Raw genomic sequence first — 19,862 nt, 5'->3', positions numbered from 1 at the left:
CAACCAGGAAGCTTGACCACAGCGCCGCCTAAGCCGGCGCCGGTCAGGGATAATTGGGGCCGTTCCCGTTATTCGTAATACCCCGGCACCAACCTTTAGGTTGCCGGGTCGTACTTTTGCGCGCTACTATGTGCGGAATAACCGGAGTATTTGCCTTTACCGAAACGGGTCGCCAGTCTTTGGCCAACCTGCAGGCGTCGACCGACGCCATCATTCGCCGCGGTCCTGATTCGGAGGGCCATTTCGTGTACGACCAGTGCGGACTGGGCTTTCGGCGGCTGGCCATCCTCGACCTTTCGGCCGACGGCAACCAGCCCATGAGCGACGCCGCCAACCGCTACACCATCGTGTTCAACGGCGAGATTTTCAACTTCCGCGAGCTGCGCGAAAAGCTCATCAAACGGGGCTGCGTCTTTCATTCGCAAACCGATACGGAGGTTATTCTTCAGCTCTACATCACCGAAGGGCGCGGCTTTATTAAAAAGCTGAACGGCTTTTTCGGCCTGGCCATTTTCGACAAGGAAGAAAACTCCCTGTTCATTGCCCGCGACCGGTTTGGCGTGAAGCCGCTGTTGATTTACCGCGACGAGGACAAGCTGTTCTTCGCCTCGGAAATGAAGTCGATGATGGCGCTGGGCGTGCCCCGCAAGCTCGACTACGTGGCCTTGAGCCAGTACCTGCAGCTCAACTACATTCCCGGCCCGGCCAGCATTTTCAAGGGCGTGAAGAAGCTGCTGCCCGGCCACTACCTCTACATCAAGGACGGGAAAGTGGTGGGCAAGGCCTGGTATAAAATCCCCTACGACCCCAAGAAAGTCGCCAAAAACAAGCTCAGCTACGAGCAGCAGCAGAAGAAGCTGGTCGAGCTGATGGACGGTGCCGTGCAGCGCCGCCTCGTGGCCGACGTGCCCTTGGGCGCCTTCCTCAGCGGTGGCATCGACTCCAGCGTAATTACGGCCTTGGCCGCCCGCCACACGCCCCACCTCAACACCTTTAGCATCGGTTTCAAAGACGAGCCCTTCTTCGACGAAACCAAGTATGCCAACCTCGTGGCGGCCCGGCACAACACCAACCACACGGTGTTCTCGCTCACCAACAACGACCTCTACGAGCACATCCACGACATGCTGTCGTACCTCGATGAGCCGTTTGCCGACTCCTCGGCCCTGGCCGTGTACATCCTCAGCCAGCGCACCCGCCAGAAAGTGACCGTGGCCCTGAGCGGCGACGGCGCCGACGAGATGTTCGGCGGCTACAACAAGCACATGGGCGAGTTCAAGGTGCGGCAGGGCGGCGTGAAGGCCGAAGCCGTGACGGCCTTGGGCTTTGTGTGGGACGCACTGCCCAAGTCGCGCAACAGCTTCCTGGGCAACCGCATCCGCCAGCTCCAGCGCTTCTCGCGCGGCATGACGGCCGGCGTGAAAGACCGGTACTGGGACTGGGCCAGCTTCGCCTCGGCCGACGATGCCCGCCGCCTGCTCAGCGCCGACAGCCGCCGCAAGGTGGGCAAAAAGGCCGCCGCCAAGCGCCGCAAGGACATTCTGGAAGACCTACATTCTGACGGCGACCTCAACGAGGTGCTGCTCACCGACATGAAGCTGGTGCTGCCCTACGACATGCTCACGAAAGTGGACCTGATGAGCATGGCCAACTCGCTGGAAGTGCGCACCCCTTTCCTCGATTATAAGGTCGTGAACTTCGCCTTCTCGCTGCCCGTGAGCAGCAAGGTGGACGCCACGATGAAAAAGAAAATCGTGCAGGACGCCTTCCGCTCCGAGCTGCCCGCCGAGCTCTACGACCGGCCCAAACACGGCTTCGAGGTGCCCTTGCTGAAATGGATGCGCGGCGAGCTGCGCAGCCTCATCGAGAACGACCTGCTGCGCGACGAATTCATCGAAGCCCAGGGCATCTTCGACGTGCAGGCCATCCGCGACCTGAAGGCGCAGCTTTTTTCGCGCAACCCCGGTGACGTTCACGCGCGTATCTGGGGCCTCATCGTGTTTCAGACGTGGTGGAAGCAGTACATGGCCAGCTAATTAGCAGCCTGGCGTACCTAACCATCGGCCCCCGGCCCTAACTTTGCGCGGCCAAAATGAAATTTCTCACAACCCTTTTTATATGAAAATCGCAATTGTAGGCACTGGCTATGTAGGTCTGGTGACCGGTACGTGCTTTGCTGAAGTCGGCATTGATGTAACGTGCATCGACATCGACCAGAAAAAAATTGACAACCTGCACAAAGGCATCTTGCCGATTTACGAGCCCGGCCTCGAAGAAATGGTGAGCCGCAACGTGGAAAAAGGCCGTCTGCACTTTTCCACCAACATCGGCGAAGCCATCAAGGATTGCGACGTGGCCTTCATCGCGGTGGGCACGCCTCCCGGCGAAGACGGCTCGGCTGACCTGAAATACGTGCTGGCCGTGGCCCGCAGCATCGGCGAGAACATGAACAGCTACGGCGTCATCGTGACCAAGAGCACGGTGCCCGTGGGCACGGCCGCCAAGGTGCGCGCCGAAATCGAGAAAGCCCTCGAAAAGCGCAGCGCTGCCATCGAGTTCGACGTGGCTTCCAACCCCGAGTTCCTGAAAGAAGGCGCCGCCATCGACGACTTCCTCAAGCCCGACCGCATCGTGGTGGGCGTGGCTTCGGAGCGCGCCGAAGAGGTGATGCGTCGCCTCTACAAGCCCTTTCTGCTGAACGGCCACCCCATCATCTTCATGGACATTCCGTCGGCGGAGATGACGAAGTATGCCGCCAACTCGATGCTGGCTACCAAAATCAGCTTCATGAACGACGTGGCCAACCTGTGCGAAATCATGGGCGCCGACGTGAACAAGGTGCGCCAGGGCATCGGCTCCGACGCCCGCATCGGCACCAAGTTCATTTACCCCGGCATCGGCTACGGCGGCTCCTGCTTCCCCAAAGACGTGAAAGCCCTCATCAAAACGGCCGAGGAAAACGGCTACAAGATGCAGGTGCTCAAGGCCGTGGAAAGCGTGAACGAGGACCAGAAATCGGTGCTCTTCAACAAAGTAAGCAAGCATTTTGGCGGCAACCTCAAGGGCCTAAAGATTGCTCTGTGGGGCCTGTCCTTCAAGCCCAAAACCGATGACATGCGCGAGGCTCCCTCGCTGGTTATCATCGAGAAGCTGCTGGCTGCTGGCTGCACCGTGACGGCCTACGACCCCGTGGCCATGCCCGAGGCCCAGCACATGATTGGCGACAGCATCACCTACGCCAAGGACGAATTCGCCGCCCTCATCGACGCTGACGCCCTGCTGGTGGTAACCGAGTGGCCCGATTTCCGCTCGCCCAATTTCGACGTGGTGTCCCGCCTGATGAAGCAGAAAGTCATTTTCGACGGCCGCAACATCTACGAAGCCAGCGAGCTGAAAGCCCTGGGCTTTGCCTACCACTGCATCGGCGTGAAAACCGACCACCAGGAGCCGGTGAAGGCATAGGTTTTCATTGCAATAAAATAGAACGTCATGCTGAGCGCAGTCGAAGCATCTCTACCGCAGGAGTAATCATTCACTCGCGCAGTGGAAATGCTTCGACTTCGCTCAGCATGACGCCCTAACCACATACTATGACTGATACCAACGAAAAAAAACGCGTCCTCATTACCGGCGGAGCCGGTTTTCTGGGCTCCCACCTGTGCGACCGGTTCCTGAAAGAAGGCTACCACGTCATCGCCATGGACAACCTGGTGACGGGCTCGCTCCAGAACATCGAGCACCTGTTTGGCCGGCCCGATTTTGAGTTCCACCAGGCCGACGTGAGCAAGTTTGTGTTTGTGCCCGGCAAGCTGGATTACATCCTGCACTTCGCCTCGCCGGCCTCGCCCATTGACTACCTCAAGATTCCGATTCAGACCCTGAAAGTGGGCTCGCTCGGCACGCACAACCTGCTGGGCCTAGCCCGCGTGAAGGGCGCCCGCATGCTGATTGCCAGCACTTCGGAGGTGTACGGCGACCCGGAAATTCACCCCCAGGTGGAGGAGTACTTCGGCAACGTGAACCCTGTGGGCCCGCGCGGCTGCTACGACGAGGCTAAGCGTTTCCAGGAGGCTATCACCATGGCCTACCACAACCACCACGGCCTGGAGACGCGCATCATCCGCATCTTCAACACCTACGGCCCGCGCATGCGCCTCGACGACGGCCGCGTGTTGCCGGCATTCCTCTCGCAGGCCCTGCGCGGCGAGAACCTGACCGTGTTCGGCGACGGCTCGCAGACCCGTTCGTTCTGCTACGTGGACGACCTCGTGGAAGGCATTTACCGCCTGCTGCTGAGCGACTACCACCTGCCCGTGAACATTGGCAACCCCTCGGAAATCACCATCAAGGAGTTCGGCGAAGAAATTGCCCGCCTCACCGGCGTCGAATTCAAGCCGACCTACCAGGCCCTGCCCGAGAACGACCCGATGAAGCGCCGTCCGGACATCACCAAGGCCAAGGAAATCCTGGGCTGGGAGCCCAAGGTGGACCGCGCCGAAGGCCTGCGTCGCACCCTGGAGTATTTCAAGGAGCACGTGAAGTAAGACTTTCGCGCTCAGGCAAAAAAGAGCAGTTGGCACGGCCGGCTGCTCTTTTTTCGTTTTCATCCCCCACTTTTGTTTTTATGGCCGATTATCCTGCTCCGCATCTTATCTATTTCCCAAAGCTCGGCGACCCTGGTATTGGTAGTACTTCAAGGGCGAAAACGTGATAGGCTCACCTTCTTCTCTCTCGTAGGTTGGCAAACAATAGCCATTAACTTTGGTCCTGGCTGCGTTGTCCGCAGCCATTTTTGATTGACCTGCCTGCCTTCGCGCCCTGAGCCCCGCTATGCCCAAACTTTCCGTCATTATTCCCTGCTATTTCAACGAGGAGAATATCCCGGTTACGTCGCGCGAGCTGGTAGCCAACGAGGTCAATTTCCCGCCCGAAGTCACATTCGAATACGTTTTTGTGAACGACGGCTCCGGCGACGACACCCTTGGGGCGCTGCGCCGGGCCCAAGCCGAGTTCCCTGGCCGCATTCGTGTGGTGGACCTGGCCGGCAATGTGGGCTCTTACAACGCCATTGTGGCCGGTATGGCGCACGCCACCGGCGACTGCTTGGCCGTCATTACCGCCGATTTGCAGGACCCGCCCGAACTGATGGCTCGCATGTACGAACACTGGCGGCAGGGCTTCAAGCTGGTAATCGGCAACCGGCAAGACCGCGAAGAAACCGGCTTGTCGCAAACCCTGGCCAAGACCTTTCATTGGCTGATGAAGAAACTGGCCCTGCGCAACATCCCCGACGGCGGCTTCGACTTCGTGTTTTTCGACCGCCAGGTGGCCACCGAGGTGCTGAAGCTGCACGAGCGCAACTCCAACGTGTTTTACCTGATGGTGTGGCTGGGCTTTGCCTACGTCAACATCCCGTACACGCGCCGCAAGCGCCAGATTGGCAAGTCGCGCTGGACGCTTTCCAAAAAGATAAAGCTGCTCATCGATTCCCTGATGGCCTTTTCTTTCGTACCCATCCGCGCCATCTCGGTGTTAGGGCTCGGGCTGGGGTTGATTGCTCTTATTTACGGGCTCTACGTCATTGCCCTTAAGTTTCTGCACCCCAACGAGCCGGCCGGCTGGACCACGCTCATGGTGGTGCTGCTGGTGGTGTCGGCCTTCCAGATGGTGGCCCTCGGGGTGATAGGTGAATACGTGTGGCGCGGCCTCGATGCCGCCCGGCAGCGCCCGCTCTATGTGGTGCGCGACGTGTACGAGCTGCCCGGCACGGAGCTGGGCGGCCACTAGCGCACAGTGGCTATGAAACTAGGCCTGCAACTGCTCGTGGTGGCGTTGGCAAGCCTGTGCCTGTGCTACGGCGCGGGTTCGGGGTTGCTGCGCTGGCTGCGGCCCGTCGCCGAAGAGTTTTTCTGGAACTGCTTTCTGCGGCTGCTCAGCGGAGCAGTGTTGCTCACGGCTTCCTATGCCATCTGGCAGACGCGGGGCGCCACGACCCTGCTGCCAGTGTTGCTGCTGGTGCTGGGGATGCTCTGCGCCCTGCGTGCACCGGGGGGCACCGCACCCGGCCCCGCATTTAGCACCGGGCGCCAGCTGGCCTGGGTGCTGGCCATGGCCGGGGTAGTATTTGCCGGCCAGTTTTTGCTGGTGTACGAGCCGGGCTCGCCGTTTTTGCAAACTCCCTTTCAGGACTACGTGTACTACAGCCGCCTTACGCTGCCACTCAACCACCTGGGCATCGAAACCAATTCGTTGGAAATGCTTTACCCGCAGTTTCAGACGGCACAGCCTTACCACTACTTCGGCATTTGGCTCAACGCGCTGACCGTGCGCCTCACGGGCCTGCTCTCTGTATGGGTGTATTTTGTGAGCGTGGCCACGGTAATGCTTACGACGTGCGGTGTGGGATTTGCTGCCATTTACACGCACTGTGGACTGCGGCCTGGCTGGGCCGTGGTACTTGGCCTTGCCACACTCACGGTGACGGGTACTTGCTGGCCTTACCTGTTGCAGTACAAGGTCATTGCCGACGGCTCGCTAGTAGCGCATTTACCGCTTGTGCTGCATCCCAAGTTGGGGTCTATTTACTTGTTCGAAATTCTGGCGGTATTGCTGTTGTTGCGGCGGCGGTACCGGGCTGCGGGGTTGGCCTTAGCAGCCGTGCCGCTGGCTTTTATATCTACGGCCCCTGCCATTGGCATTGGTGTGGCGGCATTGGCTGCTTATTTGTGGGCAGTCCGCAAAGCCTCCATAGTCGATGCTTTATCCATGGTAGCGCCCACGGCAGGGGTAGGAATTTATCTGGGAGTTTTTTATCTGGTTAGCTCATCCACCGTCCAGTTGCCGGGCCCGGGGCAGAAGGAGGCGCTGGCCACCATTATTCCTCCTATTGGCGAAGCACGGCTGGTGTTCAACATTGCCGTTGGCGCCCTGCTTATCTACGGTCTCTACTACTTTGGCTATGCGGTGTTGGTAGCGGGACTGGGGTGGCGCAAAGTCACGCGAGCGACCTTGCTTGCCGACTTGCCCCTGATAGTGTGGGCCGCAGCTACCGTGCTGGGGGCCGCCATAATGCGCGCCATTGGCCACCATTTTCTTGATGCATTTCAATTTTTTTCCAATCCCATTCTGCCGCTTTCGGCGGCTGTCATAGCGGTAGGAGTTGGGCGTGGCGTGCAAGGCTCCCTCGTGGTGCGCCCCTTGCTGGCTCTGGCGGGAATAGCCGCGCTGGCTTTGGTGAATACCCGCACCGATACTACCGGCAACGGCCGCTTCTCCAGTCAGTTCCTTCACCAAGTGGGGCCAGTGCTCCAGAAGCTTCCAAATCGGGGCGGTTACCTATTGGCTGATGCCGACTATGAAAACCCTTACATGCTGTGGGCCGATTCCTATACCGCGGGCACCTACGTCTCCAATTTCAAAAACGACTATTTGCTGTTGTCGCTGTCGGCTCTGGTTCCCGATAGCCTTGCCACCGACTCTCGTTTTGCGAGGGCGGCAACGGAAGCAGCGCAGGCCCAGCGAAATACAACTATCTACCACCTTGCGCAATTACAGCATTTAGCCGGCCACCCTATTCCTGCCACTAACTTGCCCATCGCGCTGGTACGCCGTGCACGGTTGGCGTTTATTTGCACTTCGCGCAAAGCTATGTTGCCTGCGTCGTTGCGCGCGCTGGTGCGAGCTAGCTACCACGATGCGCTTTCTGGCGAGTCACTATACGTCCTAAAATCGTCTGTTTTTCTTGGGCAAGAAAGCACGATTGAAAAAGGAGAGTAACGGATTGCAGCATTAGCAGTATTCACCGGGCTAAATCAATTAGAATGGGAATGCGCGTTGTCGTATTTCCACTTTCGCGCTACACATGAAAAGCCCTGGCAGCGAGATACTGCCAGGGCTTTTCATGTGAACTTCAGAATAGTGCATGCCAGTGGCATTTTACTACAAAGCCAGCGCGGGCACAGGCCTGTAATAACGTTTCAACAGGTAGCGGTGAGCAGGCTTCTCTACTACCTCATACATCGCAATGGCGAGTACTACATTGAGCAGAAACAAGGGAGCAATGACATAATAATCTGTGATTTTTATGATGCCACGGTTAAGTAGGCCCAACTGCACTGCCCTTACAGGTAGCTGCATGATGTAGAAGCTATAGCTAATACGGCCAAGATATTGCATGAAACCCGAACCGAGCCAACTAAAAAAGTGCGTGCTTTCGGCCCGAACAACCACCGTAATTAATGCGATGACAGTAGGAATGGCGACAATATTGTGGGCGGTATAGCCTTTTAAGGCCGAACCCCATTTCGCCAAATAAAGAGCCGAAACAGCCGTCATGACAATTGGCACCCACTCAGGCACACGGAAGCCGTGGCGCAAAATCAGCAGACCTAATAAAATGCCACTAACAAACTCGGGCAGGCGGCTGGGAGCAAAAGAATAAACAGTTTCTGCTAAAAGCACATGCGGCTGCAAGGCAGTGTAGAGCCCCGGAATACTGCCAACCAGTACAGTAGCGACCAGCCACGCCATCAGTGCGCACTTGGTGCGAATGCGGAGTAGCAGCGGCAGCAGGAAGGGGAAGAGTAAATAGAAAAAGAATTCTGTTGATACCGACCAACCACTTTTCCCGAACCATTGCATGGACAAGGCAGGAAAATAGGATTGTAACATGGTGCTGTCGAGTGCCACAACAGGCCAGGTGGGCTGGCGGGGTTCTACGTAGCTATTAACCACCCAATAGATAAGCAGGCCGATGATGTAAGCCGGATAAATGCGCGCCACACGCTTCAGCATGAAGGATTTGTAGTAGTCAGCCGTGGGCATTTCGGCTGCAGGGTAATCCTTCAAATGAGCGTATGTGAGAATGAAGCCCGACAACACAAAAAACAAATTCACGCCCAGTGCCCCTAGCCCAATAAGCGTCCATACGGGAGCCGGCAGAAACTTCATAGGCATTGCCAGATGAATGTGAAACAGAAAAACGTACAGAGCCGCTAAAAAACGCAGTCCTGTTAAGCCGTTGAGTTCTTTCATGGCTTTACACTCTCGTCTTAATGGTAGAAAAAAATTACAAAGGATAAAGGCCGTTGTGTTGCCCTTGGCTACGAGAAAAATTGTTTAGCCCATGGCTGAAACTTCTTTTCCAATAGCCACGCAGCACCCATGCTTAATCCAAGAAATGCCACGAAGCGCACCAGGAAAGTATACCAGTGGCCAGAGAAGGACTCGACTAAACCAAAAATTTGCAGAATTGGGTAGTGAATAATGTACAAGCCATATGATATAGCCCCGAGCTTAATAGTTTGCGCAAGCAGCCAGTCTGCCGGACCATCTAAAGTAGCAAAATGACTAAGTGCCAGTAATACTAGACTGAGCAAATACGCGCATACCGGGATGAGGTAATGTTGCAATTGCATTGCCTCGGCACGGTTATGATACAAGTAAACAAGCGTGTAAGCGGGCAATAAGTACAGCAAATACGTGAGCCATTTTTGATACGGAAAGGCCCTGTTCGTAAAAATCAGCAACACGAGCACGCAGTAAGGCACATACGAAAAGTCAACCAATGCAATAGCGCGTTCTACCCAGGGCACAGTTTCCGAAAAAGTCCAGCGGAAGCCGGGTAATGCCTGGGTTACTTTCAGGTAAACAGTTTGCAATTGATTCGTTTCTTCCAGACTGAAAAATAGGAGGAAAGCACTGAGTAGTTGCGTGCTAGTGTAGTGCGCCGCGCCGTGCCGCGAAACGTGTACCAGCACCAGGCCCAGCGACCAGAAGCTGAACCCAAACAAATAGGAAGTGAGCAGCGGCGCCCCAGGCCAAGCCACGAACAGCAGCACGGCGAGCCCGGCCAGAAAGCTGCCAACGCAAACCAGTAAAGGCGGAATTCGGAAGTAGGAAACCGGAATGAACAGCAGGTAAAATAGAATTTCGTAGTGCAACGACCAACTGGGCGCATTGGCCGAAAGCACGGGTGCCAGTAGCACTTGAGTAAACGTGAGATTAGCCGCAGCTACGGACGCTGGTACCGCCCGGCTGATGGCCAGTGCCAGCAGCATGCTCACCAAGTAGATGGGGTATATGCGAACCAGTCGCTTTTTCAGGTACGGGCCAATGGTAGCGTTTTGCAGTGGGCGCTGGTTGGTGAGGCCGATGACGTAGCCCGATAGAATGAAGAAAATAAGGACGCTCAAGTGCCCCGGGGCCTGGAAAGCGAAAACGCCGCTAGGCTGGTAATGCGGGTCGAGCGTTTGTCTGATGACAACGGTGTGGCCCAGAACCACCGTAAGCGCCGCCAGCCCACGCAACCCCTCCAGCTTAAAGTCGAATGTTTTGGTGGGTTTCAAAACAGCTGGTTGCACCTCGGAAGCCGGCGCAGGTGCAGTATGGGGTGGATGCATAAGACGGCTTTAGAATAGCTGCTGCTTAATAAAGAACCACAAAAGTAAGCCCGGGAATGTCAATCCGATAAAGGGGTATGAGAAGGGTGAGCACGCTTTGGACAGAGAAGCACTGTGCGGTGCTGTCGGCGCAAATGCCAAGGGCCGGTACGGCCCTGTTATCTTTGCGGCACTTGTATCTGCTATCCCCGTTTTATTCATGAACGTCCCCTTCCTCTCCTTTGCCCCGCAGCATGACCCCATCCGTCCAGCCATGCTGGCTGCCATTGCTGACGTTTATGATAAGCAGTGGTACGTGCTGGGTGAGCAGGTAAAAGCGTTTGAATCAGAATACAGCGCTTTCAATCGTGTGGCGCACACCGTAGGCGTGGCCAATGGCCTCGACGCGCTTCATCTGGCCCTGGAGGCGCTGGGGGTGCAGCCGGGCGATGAAGTAATCGTGCCTAGCAACACGTATATCGCTACTTGGCTGGCCATTTCCTTCGTTGGCGGCGTCCCTGTTCCGGTCGAGCCCAACCCGTACACGTACAACCTCGACCCCGCCCGCCTGGAGGCTGCTATTACCCCACGCACCAAAGGCATTATGCCGGTGCACCTCTACGGCCAGGCCTGTGAGATGGGGCCCATCATGGACGTGGCCCAGCGCCATGGCCTGTGGGTGGTCGAAGACAATGCCCAATCGCAGGGCGCCACGTGGCAAGGCGGCGTCACGGGCAGCTTTGGGCAGGTGAACGGCACCAGTTTTTACCCCGGCAAAAACCTGGGCGCCCTTGGCGACGCCGGTGGCGTGACGACGAATGACGACACCCTGGCCACCAAAATCCGCACGTTGCGCAACTATGGCTCGCAGCAGAAATACTACAACGAAGTAGTGGGCCACAATTCCCGCCTCGATGAACTGCAAGCGGCCGTGTTGCGCGTGAAGCTGCCGCACCTAGCTGAGTGGACGGCCCAGCGCCAGGCTGTAGCGACGCTCTACAATCAGCATCTTGCTGGCATCGAAGGGCTGCTTCTTCCCACGGTGGCCGAGGGAGCCACCCACGTGTACCACCTCTACGTGGTGCGCACCGGCCAGCGCGACGCCCTGCAGGCGCACCTCACGGCGGCCGGCATTGGCACGCTCATTCATTACCCCGTGCCGCCGCACCGGCAGCAGGCGTATGCCCACCTCAACATCCCGGCCGGCACCTACCCGGTGGCCGAAGAGCTGGCTGCTACCAGCCTGAGCCTGCCCATGTGGCCCGGCATGACGGAAGAGCACGTGCTTGCCGTGGCTGCCGCCGTGCGCGGCTTCTTCGGCCGCTAGCGCGGGCTGCTCTCCTCACGTCAGATTCTTCCCATGTCGGTTCCCCATCTCATAGAGTTTCCCAAGCTAGGTGCGCCCGAAATCGGCTACATCTCCGTAACCGAGCAGCAAAAGCTGCTGCCGTTTGAAGTAGCCCGCATTTTCTGGACGTACTACACGCCCGAAAGCATCGTGCGCGGCCGCCACGCCCACCACGCCACCGAGCAGGTACTGGTGGCGGTAGCCGGCCGCATCATCGTCACAACGGAACTGGCCGATGGCACCATCCAAACCTTCCGGCTCGAAGACCCTTTCGTTGGCCTTTATGTGCCGCCGAATGCATGGCATACCATGCAATATTCACACTCGGCCGTGCAGTTGGCTTTCGCTTCCGCACCCTATAGCGAAGCAGATTATATTCGCAACTACGACGACTTCAAGCGAATATGGCAGGGGCGCTAACGGCAGAAGCAACTGGCTTGGAAAATCCTGAGCTGACGCGACCGGAGTGGGTGGCGGCGCGGGCCGATATGCTTTTGCTGCAGTCGCCCTATGTTTTCATGCGCGAGCTATCAGCTGATGCCCAGCAGGCGCGCTTTGGAACTGGTAACGCCTTAAAGTTTGGTTATCAGCCCGGTGAAGAAGTAATAGCCATGCCCGATGATATGGGTCAGTGGCTGCTGCAGCGCCTTGAGTGGGACAGCGAGTACTTTGGCACAACCACCTACCGGCTGGCCACGGGCCTCTTCGATGCCGCGCAGCCTGTTCATCGGCTTGCGCAGGCCGCGCAGGCGTTTCGCCACCAGCTAGCCCAGCGCGGGTCTTATTACGCCTTTAGCGTGGTGCCTGCCGAAGACACGCGCCTATTGCAAGCTCTCACTAGCGGCGGCTGGCAGTTGATAGAGACCCGGCTCAATTTTTACTGTCCGGTGGCCGAGGCCACATTGCCGGCGCCATTTCCCGTGCGCTTGGCCCGGCCAGACGAGGCCGATTTTGTTGGGCAGATTTCGGCGTCGGCCCGCAACCCCTACGACCGATTTCACGCCGACCCGTGGTTTGGCGACGCGCGGGCCGATGCCTTTCTGGCCCGGTACGCGGCGGCGGCCGTAGCCGGTACCTACGCGGATGCGGTGCTGGTGCCTGACGAGCCAGGCCTGCTCGTCGATTCCTTTCTGGCCATTGGCGACGCGCCGGCTCCGGCCGATTTGCCGGGCAGTAGCGCCTCACGGGTGTTGCTTACCGCCGTGGGGCCGCTCAACCGAGGCTGGCACCTAAAGCTGGTGAGCGAAACCGTGCGCCGTGCTGCCACGCTGGGGTTCCCGTATGTGCTGATGACCACACAGGCGACGAACAAAGCCGTTTTCCGCACTTGTGAGAAACTAGGCTTTCGGCTGGGCAGCACCACCCACGTTCTGGCCTGCCACGGAACGTAAGACACTATTGGGTCAAATATGTAGCGCGTCTGCAAATGGTGGTCAGTAGTTGGACATGTCCTTTTACATGCTAGCCAAAAGCGAGACGATATCTGCTTAAAACTCTTACTTAGTTAATTATAAATCGGGCTCTGTGGCCAATTCTCTTACTCAATCCTCTGTTCAAATGGCGCCGTCCCTTGCGGCCACGGGCCAGTCGGCTGGCTATTTTCCGGCACTAACTGGGATACGTGCCATTGCGGCCTATATGGTGTATCTGCACCATTTTAATCCGTTTACCAGTTTTAGCCTCGAAAAAAACACGTTAGGTTATTACGCTTTTGCGAAATGCCGGGAGTTGCACATTGGCGTAACCGTGTTCTTTTGCCTCAGCGGCTTTCTCATTGCTTATCGTTACCTCAACCGCATCGAATTCAGCAGTCGGTGGTTTTTCACCTACTTCCGTAATCGATTTGCGCGTATCTATCCCATGTATTTCCTGCTCACCGTTTTGGTGTTCGGGCTGTGGTTCTACGACCACCATTCGCCGTACGTCGGTCCCTTCAATGCTTTCACCAGCACAAAAGAGGCGTTGCTGATATTGGGGCTCAACGTGACGTTTTTGCGGGGATTCTCCGATGTTATTAAGTTTTCGGGAGTCGCACAGGGGTGGTCCCTGACCGTTGAGGAAACCTTCTATTTCTTGGCTCCTTTCATTTTATGGTGGGCCGCGGTAGACAAAAAGCGGCTGTGGCTATTGCTGCCCGTTTTCGCCATTATGGGTTTGTTGTTTGTGAAAGTTTTTGAGTACCGGCCCATGCTGGGGGTAATGGGTACTTATAAATTCATGTGGTCTTACACCTTTTTCGGACGGTGCTTCGAATTCCTGGGCGGAATATTCCTGGCGCTACTGCTGAAGGCTGCGCCATTGCCCATCCGCAAACGTGGAGTATTTACTGGCATAGGGGCCATTCTAATTCTTGTGGGCGTTGCGCTACTCGTGTCTTTTCAGGAAACCTTTCCTCGTGTTGTAATCAACAACGTGTTCTTGGCAGTGGCCATCTTGCTGTTCTTTTATGGGCTACTGACGGAGCAGGGTGCCATGCGTCGTGGGCTGGCATCGGCACCCATGCAGTTGTTGGGCAAAAGCTCCTACGTTTTCTACCTGATTCACGTAGGAGCCATCAGTTTGTGGCTTGAGCATGTATTGCCGCCCTCTTATATCGGGCAGTTTCTGGCACTCAATGGGGTAGCCATTCTGCTCTACAAATTCATGGAAGAACCCATCAATGAGTTCATCCGCAAGAAATTAACCTTTCGCTAGCGCAAGCTTAGCGGCCTTGGCGGTTCTTCCTGCCATTTTCAATGATACCTATGAAGGAAAAAAGCTTGCCGCTGGTTAGCATCGGCGTGGCATCATTTAACAATGCCGCTTACGTAATCGAAACGCTCGACAGCATCCGCAAGCAGACCTACCCGCACTGGGAGTTGATAGTGGTAGACGATGCGTCGACCGACAACTCGGCCGCGCTAATTACCGATTGGTTGCGCGCGCATCCCGAAGTAAAAGGTCGCCTGTTAGTGAATAATCCCAATCGGGGCATTTGCTTTACCTTCAACAGGTTTCTGGCTGAAGCATCGGGTGCCTATATATCCATCATCGGGTCCGACGACCTGTTTCTTCCCAACAAGCTGACTGCCCAAGTTGCTTTGCTGGAAGAAGCTCCGGCCTCCGTTGGCGTGGTGTTCAGCGACGTGTGCAAAATTAATGCGGAGGGCAAAGTCATTGTGCCGTCGGTCTATGCCACGGGCGAAATCCGGCCGTTTTCCGGCAACGTGTGGCTGGAAATGCTCAAAACCAATTTTTTGGGCGCTATGACGGTACTAATCCGCCGCGAGTGCATCGACCGCGTCGGTCCGTTTGATGAAAACCTGGCCTACGAAGACTGGGACATGTGGCTTCGTCTCTCCCGCGAATTTGAGTTTCAATACCTGCCGGAGGTGACATGCCAATACCGCGTACATGGCAATTCGGTGCTGCACCGCCGCAAGGCAGTCATCATCGACAGCAGCCTGCGCCTGCTGCAAAAGCACGTGGGCGTAAGTGTTGAGGGCGACGCCATTATTGCCCGCCACCTGCGCGAACTATCCGAGCAGCTGTACCTGCTGGGCAGCCCCCACAGCGTGACATGGCTGCGCCGAAGCTGGCAGCAACACCGTCATCTTCGGGGTTTGGCGCTGTTGCTGGCCGCGCAGCTAGGTGTGCCAGCCAGCGCTGTGACAAGTACTTTTGGTATCATCAAGCGGCTAGCGGGTAAGGGCCCATCCGCAAGCCACTAAAGTTTTAAGTAGCTCCTAGTTCAGATTATGCCAACCATTCGGGGAATTCGCTTCCGCCTCGCCCAGGCACTTCGCCAAACGGCCGACCGGCTTTTTGTGCCCCCGGCGGCGGTTCCATCCGCGACATTGGTTTGGGCCAGCTGGGGCCGGAAGCACCGCGCGCGCTGGTGGTCTACGTCATTCATGCCATGCCCTACTACGTGGCGGGGAAGCTGCAGAGCGCGCCCATGCTCAACGAGCATTCCATGTATTGGGAGATTGCTGAGATGGTGCGGCAATTGAACGAACGCGGCTATGTGGTCGATTTCTACGACGTGTTTTGCCCGGAGCCCATCGACTGGTCTCGTTATGCGGCCGCGTTTGTGCAAAGCGACCGACTAGCCGAATGCCCGCCGGAATTGCCTGTCAAGAAGGTGTTTTACTGCACCGAAAACCACTGGGCTTTCCAGAACCTGGCCGAGATGACGCGTATCAAAGCCTTTCGCGACCGCACCGGCATCTGGGTGCGACCCGAGCGCCAAACGCGTGTCAGCTTCTCCGACGAGTACGCCGATTACATCACGCTGTTGGGTACGCCGTTCCAGGGCCTGCTATACAGTACCCGCCCCGAACGCCACCAACTGGACATTTCGGTGGCCGCCGTGCCTGCCCACGAGCCCAAAGACGTGCCGGCCGCCCGGGCCAACTTTCTGTGGCTGGGCAGCGGTGGTGCCGTGCTTAAGGGCCTAGATTTGGCCGTAGAGGCGTTTTGCGCCTTACCCGAGGCGCATCTTTACATTGCCGGCGGCATCGAGCGAGAGCCGCGCCTGTGGCAGTGGCTCAAACCGTTGCTCGACGCGCATCCCAATTTGCATTACCTGGGGTGGGTCGACGTGGGCAAACCGGCTTTTGCCAAACTAGCCAACAATTGCATTGGCGCTGTATATCCCAGCGCTTCCGAGGGTGGGGGGGGGCCGTGGCCCAATTGCTGCACTTCGGCCTGATTCCCATCGCGACGCAAACCGCCACGGTGCGGGCGGCCCATCTAGGCTTCGAAATCACTAGCCAAGAGCCCGATGCCATCATCGAGGCCATCCGTGAACACGTGCGCACCATGCTGGCATGGCCCGATGCTGAGCTGGCTCGCCGTTCGGCTGAGGCCCAGGCTTTTGCAGCTGCTCACCACACCCGTCCTGCCTACGCGGCCAGCTTCGCTGCACTGCTCGACCGTATGGCTTTATAGTACCGAGCAACGGCCAACGGCTCAGGTTGACGTACCTTTGCCGGACCCGCATCCCCGCATCCGGCCCAGCGGGCGGGCGTTTCGGTGCCTCTTTTTGCTGCTTTTTTATGTCGAAAACCCACGTAGTCATTACTTCCATTTTCGCGCCCACCAAGGCCGTGACCAAAATTGCGGCCATGCCCGAATACCAGCTTGTGGTGGCCGGCGACAAGAAATCGCCCGCCGACTGGCAGGCCGACGGCGTGCACTACTTGTCCGTGGCCGACCAGGAAGCCCAGGGCTTCCGCATGAGCGAAAAGCTGCCGTTCAACCACTACGGCCGCAAAATGATTGGCTACCTACACGCCATCCAGGCGGGCGCCACGGTCATCGTGGATACCGACGACGACAACATTCCCTACGACGGCTGGGTGTTTCCGGCGTTTGAGGGCCAGTTCGACACGGCCCCGGCCGACAAGGGCTTCGTGAATATCTACAAGAACTTCACCAGCCACCACATCTGGCCCCGCGGCTACCCGCTGGACCTGATTCTGAACACCGACCACAACCTGAAGGAAAGCGAGCTGACGGCCGAAACCGCCAAAATCGGTTTCTGGCAGGGCCTGGCCGACTCCGACCCGGACGTGGACGCCATTTACCGCCTGGTCGACAATACCGAGATTTTCTTCGATAAGCGCGCGCCCATTGTGCTGCCCGAAGGCACGCTCTGCCCTTTCAACTCGCAGAACACGGCCGTGCGCCAGGAGCTGTTTCCGCTGCTCTACCTGCCGGCTTACGTCACTTTCCGCTTCACCGACATCCTGCGTGGCCTCGTGGCCCAGCCCATCATGTGGGCGCACGGCTACCGCCTGGGCTTCACCGAGGCCACGGTGCTGCAGGAGCGCAACCCGCACGACTACGTGAAGGATTTCGAGTCGGAAATTCCCTGCTACCTGCACCCCAACCGCGTGATTGCGGCCGTGAAGCGCGCCATCGACCCGGCCAACACCGTGGCCGAAAACCTGCGCCGCGCCTACGCCGAGCTGGCCACCGAAAACATCGTGACGGCTCAGGAGATTAAGTTGCTGGAGCTGTGGCTGGCCGACGTGGCGGCATTGACCAAGTAATTCCGCTCATGCAGGCGTTTCCTTCCATTTCCATCGTCATCCCGTCCTGGAACCAGGGCCGGTTCATCGACCGCACCCTGCTCAGCATTTTCAAGCAGGACTACCCCGGCACGGTCGAAGTCATTGTATCGGACGGCGGCTCGACCGACGAAACCGTGGACGTGCTCAAAAAGTACGGCGACCGCCTCATCTGGTGGTCGGCGCGCGACAAGGGCTTCGTCGACGCCGTGACCAAGGGCGTGGCCCGGGCCACGGGCGAGATTCTGGCCATTCAGAGCTCCGACGACTACTACCTGCCGGGCGCGTTCCGGGCCATGGCCGCCGCGTTTCAGCACTACCCCGAGGCTAGCTTCATTTCGGGCGGCGAGTACGCCATCGACCTGCAGGGCAACATCGTGAGTAGCAGCAGCCCGGTGGGCGACATCACGCCGCATTCCATTTTGTTCGGAAACGTGCCGCCGCAGCACGCCACCTTTGTCAAGCGCACCTTTTTTGAGGAAACCGGCGGCATGCGGCGCGAAGTGGATATGTGCGCCGATATTGACCAGTGGTACCGCGTGGCCCACCTGGCGCCGGGCCGCTACATATCCGACATGCTGGCCGTGTACCAACTGCACCCCGACCAGCGCACCACCACCAGCGACAAGTGGTACCCCAACCTGGTGAAAATGGTGGAGCTGTGCGAGCAGGAGCCCCGCTACGGCCAGAAATTCCGCCTCAGCGACGAGGAGCGCCGCAACCTCTACACCTACTGGGAAATCAACTGGACCGGCAAGCGCGACATGCGCGCCGCCCGGCCCATTGCCTTCCGCAAGCTGCCCGGCCTGCTGAGCTACAGCCCGCGCACCCGCCGCATGATTCTGGGCGCCAGCGTGAACCCGTTGGTGAGGAAGGTGGTTCCTACTGGGTTGCTCAAGGCCATGCGGCCCAGCCTGGCCACGTCGCCCAATGCTTCCGTGAACCTGGACTGGTGGAAAGAACCCGCCGCCGATGCCCGACCTGCCACTTCCTCCCTTACCTGACCGAGCCTGTGACACGGGCGGACAACGCTATGACCATAATGGAAAAGAACGCAAAAATCTACGTGGCTGGCCACCGCGGCATGGTGGGCTCGGCCATGGTGCGTCGCCTGACCAAAGCCGGCTACCAGAACATCGTTACCCGCGCTTCGAGCGAGCTCGACCTGCGCAATCAGGCCGAGGTGGCGCGTTTTTTTGAAGCAGAGAAGCCGGACTTTGTGGTGCTGGCCGCGGCCAAGGTGGGCGGCATCAACGCCAACAACTTATACCGCGCCGAATTTATCTACGACAACCTTATGATTGAGGCCAACGTGGTGCATCAGAGCCACCTGCACGGCGTGAAGAAGCTGCTGATGCTGGGCTCGTCGTGCGTGTACCCCAAGCTGGCACCCCAGCCCCTGCGCGAAGACGCCCTGCTCACGGGCCCGCTGGAGTACACCAACGAGCCCTACGCCGTGGCTAAAATCACGGGCATCAAGCTCTGCGAAGCCTACCGCGCGCAGTACGGCTGCGATTTCATCTCGGTGATGCCCACCAACCTGTACGGCCCCAACGACAACTACGACCTGAACAACTCGCACGTGCTGCCGGCGCTCATCCGCAAGTTTCACGAGGCCAAGGAAGCCAACGCGCCGGAGGTGCAGGTGTGGGGCTCGGGCAACCCGCGCCGCGAGTTTCTGCACGTCGACGACCTGGCCGATGCCTGCCTCCACCTGATGCACAACTACAGCGGTGCCGAGCTGGTGAATGTGGGCACCGGCGAAGACCTCAGCATCCGGGAGCTGGCCGAAATGGTGGCCCAAACCGTGGGATACACTGGCGCCCTGCGCTTCGACGCTTCCATGCCCGACGGCACGCCGCGCAAGCTCATGGACGTGAGCAAGTTGGCTGGCCTGGGCTGGCGGTACCACATTGGGCTGGCCGAAGGCCTGCGGGCGGTGTATGAAGAGTATGCCGCGCGCCCGGAGGCAGCCGTCATTCGATAATGTAGGAATCATCACAGACCAATGAGGGTCGGGGGTCTTTCCAAATACTTCGTTTGCGTCGCCTTATTGAAAGGGCGTTTTAGTAGGCTGTT

General features: G+C 58.1%; 17 protein-coding genes. 15 read left to right on the top strand and 2 right to left on the bottom strand.

Annotated elements, in window-relative coordinates:
- Positions 1-128: 128 nt before the first annotated feature.
- The 5 genes from asnB (at position 129) to MUN81_RS17850 (ending at position 7,776) form a co-directional block, all read left to right on the top strand.
- Positions 129-2,036, top strand: a complete 1,908-nt coding sequence (asnB, locus tag MUN81_RS17870; RefSeq protein WP_245112924.1) for an asparagine synthase (glutamine-hydrolyzing) — start codon at positions 129-131, stop codon at positions 2,034-2,036.
- Positions 2,037-2,118: 82 nt separating this feature from the next.
- Positions 2,119-3,462 carry a UDP-glucose/GDP-mannose dehydrogenase family protein gene (locus MUN81_RS17865; RefSeq protein WP_245112922.1) on the top strand — a complete coding sequence of 448 codons (1,344 nt, stop codon included), beginning with the start codon at positions 2,119-2,121 and terminating at the stop codon, positions 3,460-3,462.
- Between the two features lie 128 nt (positions 3,463-3,590).
- Complete coding sequence (locus tag MUN81_RS17860) at positions 3,591-4,544, top strand: UDP-glucuronic acid decarboxylase family protein (RefSeq protein WP_190923045.1); 954 nt, start codon at positions 3,591-3,593, stop codon at positions 4,542-4,544.
- 286 nt (positions 4,545-4,830) lie between these two features.
- Positions 4,831-5,787 carry a glycosyltransferase family 2 protein gene (locus tag MUN81_RS17855; protein ID WP_245112920.1) on the top strand — a complete coding sequence of 319 codons (957 nt, stop codon included), beginning with the start codon at positions 4,831-4,833 and terminating at the stop codon, positions 5,785-5,787.
- Positions 5,788-5,799: 12 nt separating this feature from the next.
- Positions 5,800-7,776: a hypothetical protein gene (locus MUN81_RS17850; RefSeq protein WP_245112919.1), complete on the top strand. Its 1,977-nt coding sequence runs from the start codon at positions 5,800-5,802 to the stop codon at positions 7,774-7,776.
- A 162-nt stretch (positions 7,777-7,938) separates the two neighbouring features.
- Here MUN81_RS17850 and MUN81_RS17845 read toward each other — a convergent pair whose 3' ends face one another.
- A complete protein-coding gene (locus tag MUN81_RS17845; RefSeq protein WP_245112917.1) occupies positions 7,939-9,033 on the bottom strand; it encodes an acyltransferase in 1,095 nt (364 codons plus the stop codon).
- Between the two features lie 68 nt (positions 9,034-9,101).
- A complete protein-coding gene (locus MUN81_RS17840; RefSeq protein WP_245112914.1) occupies positions 9,102-10,346 on the bottom strand; it encodes an acyltransferase in 1,245 nt (414 codons plus the stop codon).
- Positions 10,347-10,599: 253 nt separating this feature from the next.
- Here MUN81_RS17840 and MUN81_RS17835 point away from each other — a divergent pair, with 253 nt between their 5' ends.
- From MUN81_RS17835 to MUN81_RS17790, 10 genes are all read left to right on the top strand, one after another.
- Positions 10,600-11,706, top strand: a complete 1,107-nt coding sequence (locus MUN81_RS17835; RefSeq protein ID WP_245112912.1) for a DegT/DnrJ/EryC1/StrS family aminotransferase — start codon at positions 10,600-10,602, stop codon at positions 11,704-11,706.
- A gap of 33 nt (positions 11,707-11,739) precedes the next feature.
- Positions 11,740-12,147, top strand: coding sequence for an FdtA/QdtA family cupin domain-containing protein (locus tag MUN81_RS17830; protein ID WP_245112910.1), 408 nt, complete (start codon positions 11,740-11,742; stop codon positions 12,145-12,147).
- Positions 12,148-12,338: 191 nt separating this feature from the next.
- A complete protein-coding gene (locus MUN81_RS17825; protein WP_245112908.1) occupies positions 12,339-13,118 on the top strand; it encodes a hypothetical protein in 780 nt (259 codons plus the stop codon).
- Positions 13,119-13,284: 166 nt separating this feature from the next.
- Positions 13,285-14,421, top strand: a complete 1,137-nt coding sequence (locus MUN81_RS17820) for an acyltransferase (RefSeq protein ID WP_245112906.1) — start codon at positions 13,285-13,287, stop codon at positions 14,419-14,421.
- Between the two features lie 50 nt (positions 14,422-14,471).
- Positions 14,472-15,437: a glycosyltransferase gene (locus MUN81_RS17815; protein ID WP_245112899.1), complete on the top strand. Its 966-nt coding sequence runs from the start codon at positions 14,472-14,474 to the stop codon at positions 15,435-15,437.
- Positions 15,438-15,568: 131 nt separating this feature from the next.
- Positions 15,569-16,420, top strand: coding sequence for a hypothetical protein (locus MUN81_RS17810; RefSeq protein ID WP_245112897.1), 852 nt, complete (start codon positions 15,569-15,571; stop codon positions 16,418-16,420).
- Positions 16,393-16,659, top strand: a complete 267-nt coding sequence (locus tag MUN81_RS17805) for a hypothetical protein (RefSeq protein ID WP_245112895.1) — start codon at positions 16,393-16,395, stop codon at positions 16,657-16,659. Before MUN81_RS17810 ends, MUN81_RS17805 begins: the two co-directional genes overlap by 28 nt.
- Positions 16,660-16,766: 107 nt before the next feature.
- Entirely contained in the window at positions 16,767-17,765 is a 999-nt protein-coding gene (locus MUN81_RS17800) for an STELLO glycosyltransferase family protein (RefSeq protein WP_245112893.1), read from the top strand.
- A gap of 8 nt (positions 17,766-17,773) precedes the next feature.
- Positions 17,774-18,787 (top strand): glycosyltransferase family 2 protein, encoded by a 1,014-nt coding sequence (locus tag MUN81_RS17795; protein ID WP_245112891.1) that lies wholly within the window; start codon positions 17,774-17,776, stop codon positions 18,785-18,787.
- A 38-nt stretch (positions 18,788-18,825) separates the two neighbouring features.
- Positions 18,826-19,770 carry a GDP-L-fucose synthase gene (locus tag MUN81_RS17790; RefSeq protein WP_245112890.1) on the top strand — a complete coding sequence of 315 codons (945 nt, stop codon included), beginning with the start codon at positions 18,826-18,828 and terminating at the stop codon, positions 19,768-19,770.
- Positions 19,771-19,862: the final 92 nt, after the last annotated feature.

The sequence above is a fragment of the Hymenobacter sp. 5317J-9 genome (assembly GCF_022921075.1).
Classification (GTDB): Bacteria; Bacteroidota; Bacteroidia; order Cytophagales; family Hymenobacteraceae; genus Hymenobacter.
This window is presented reverse-complemented; position numbering and strand designations above follow the sequence as displayed.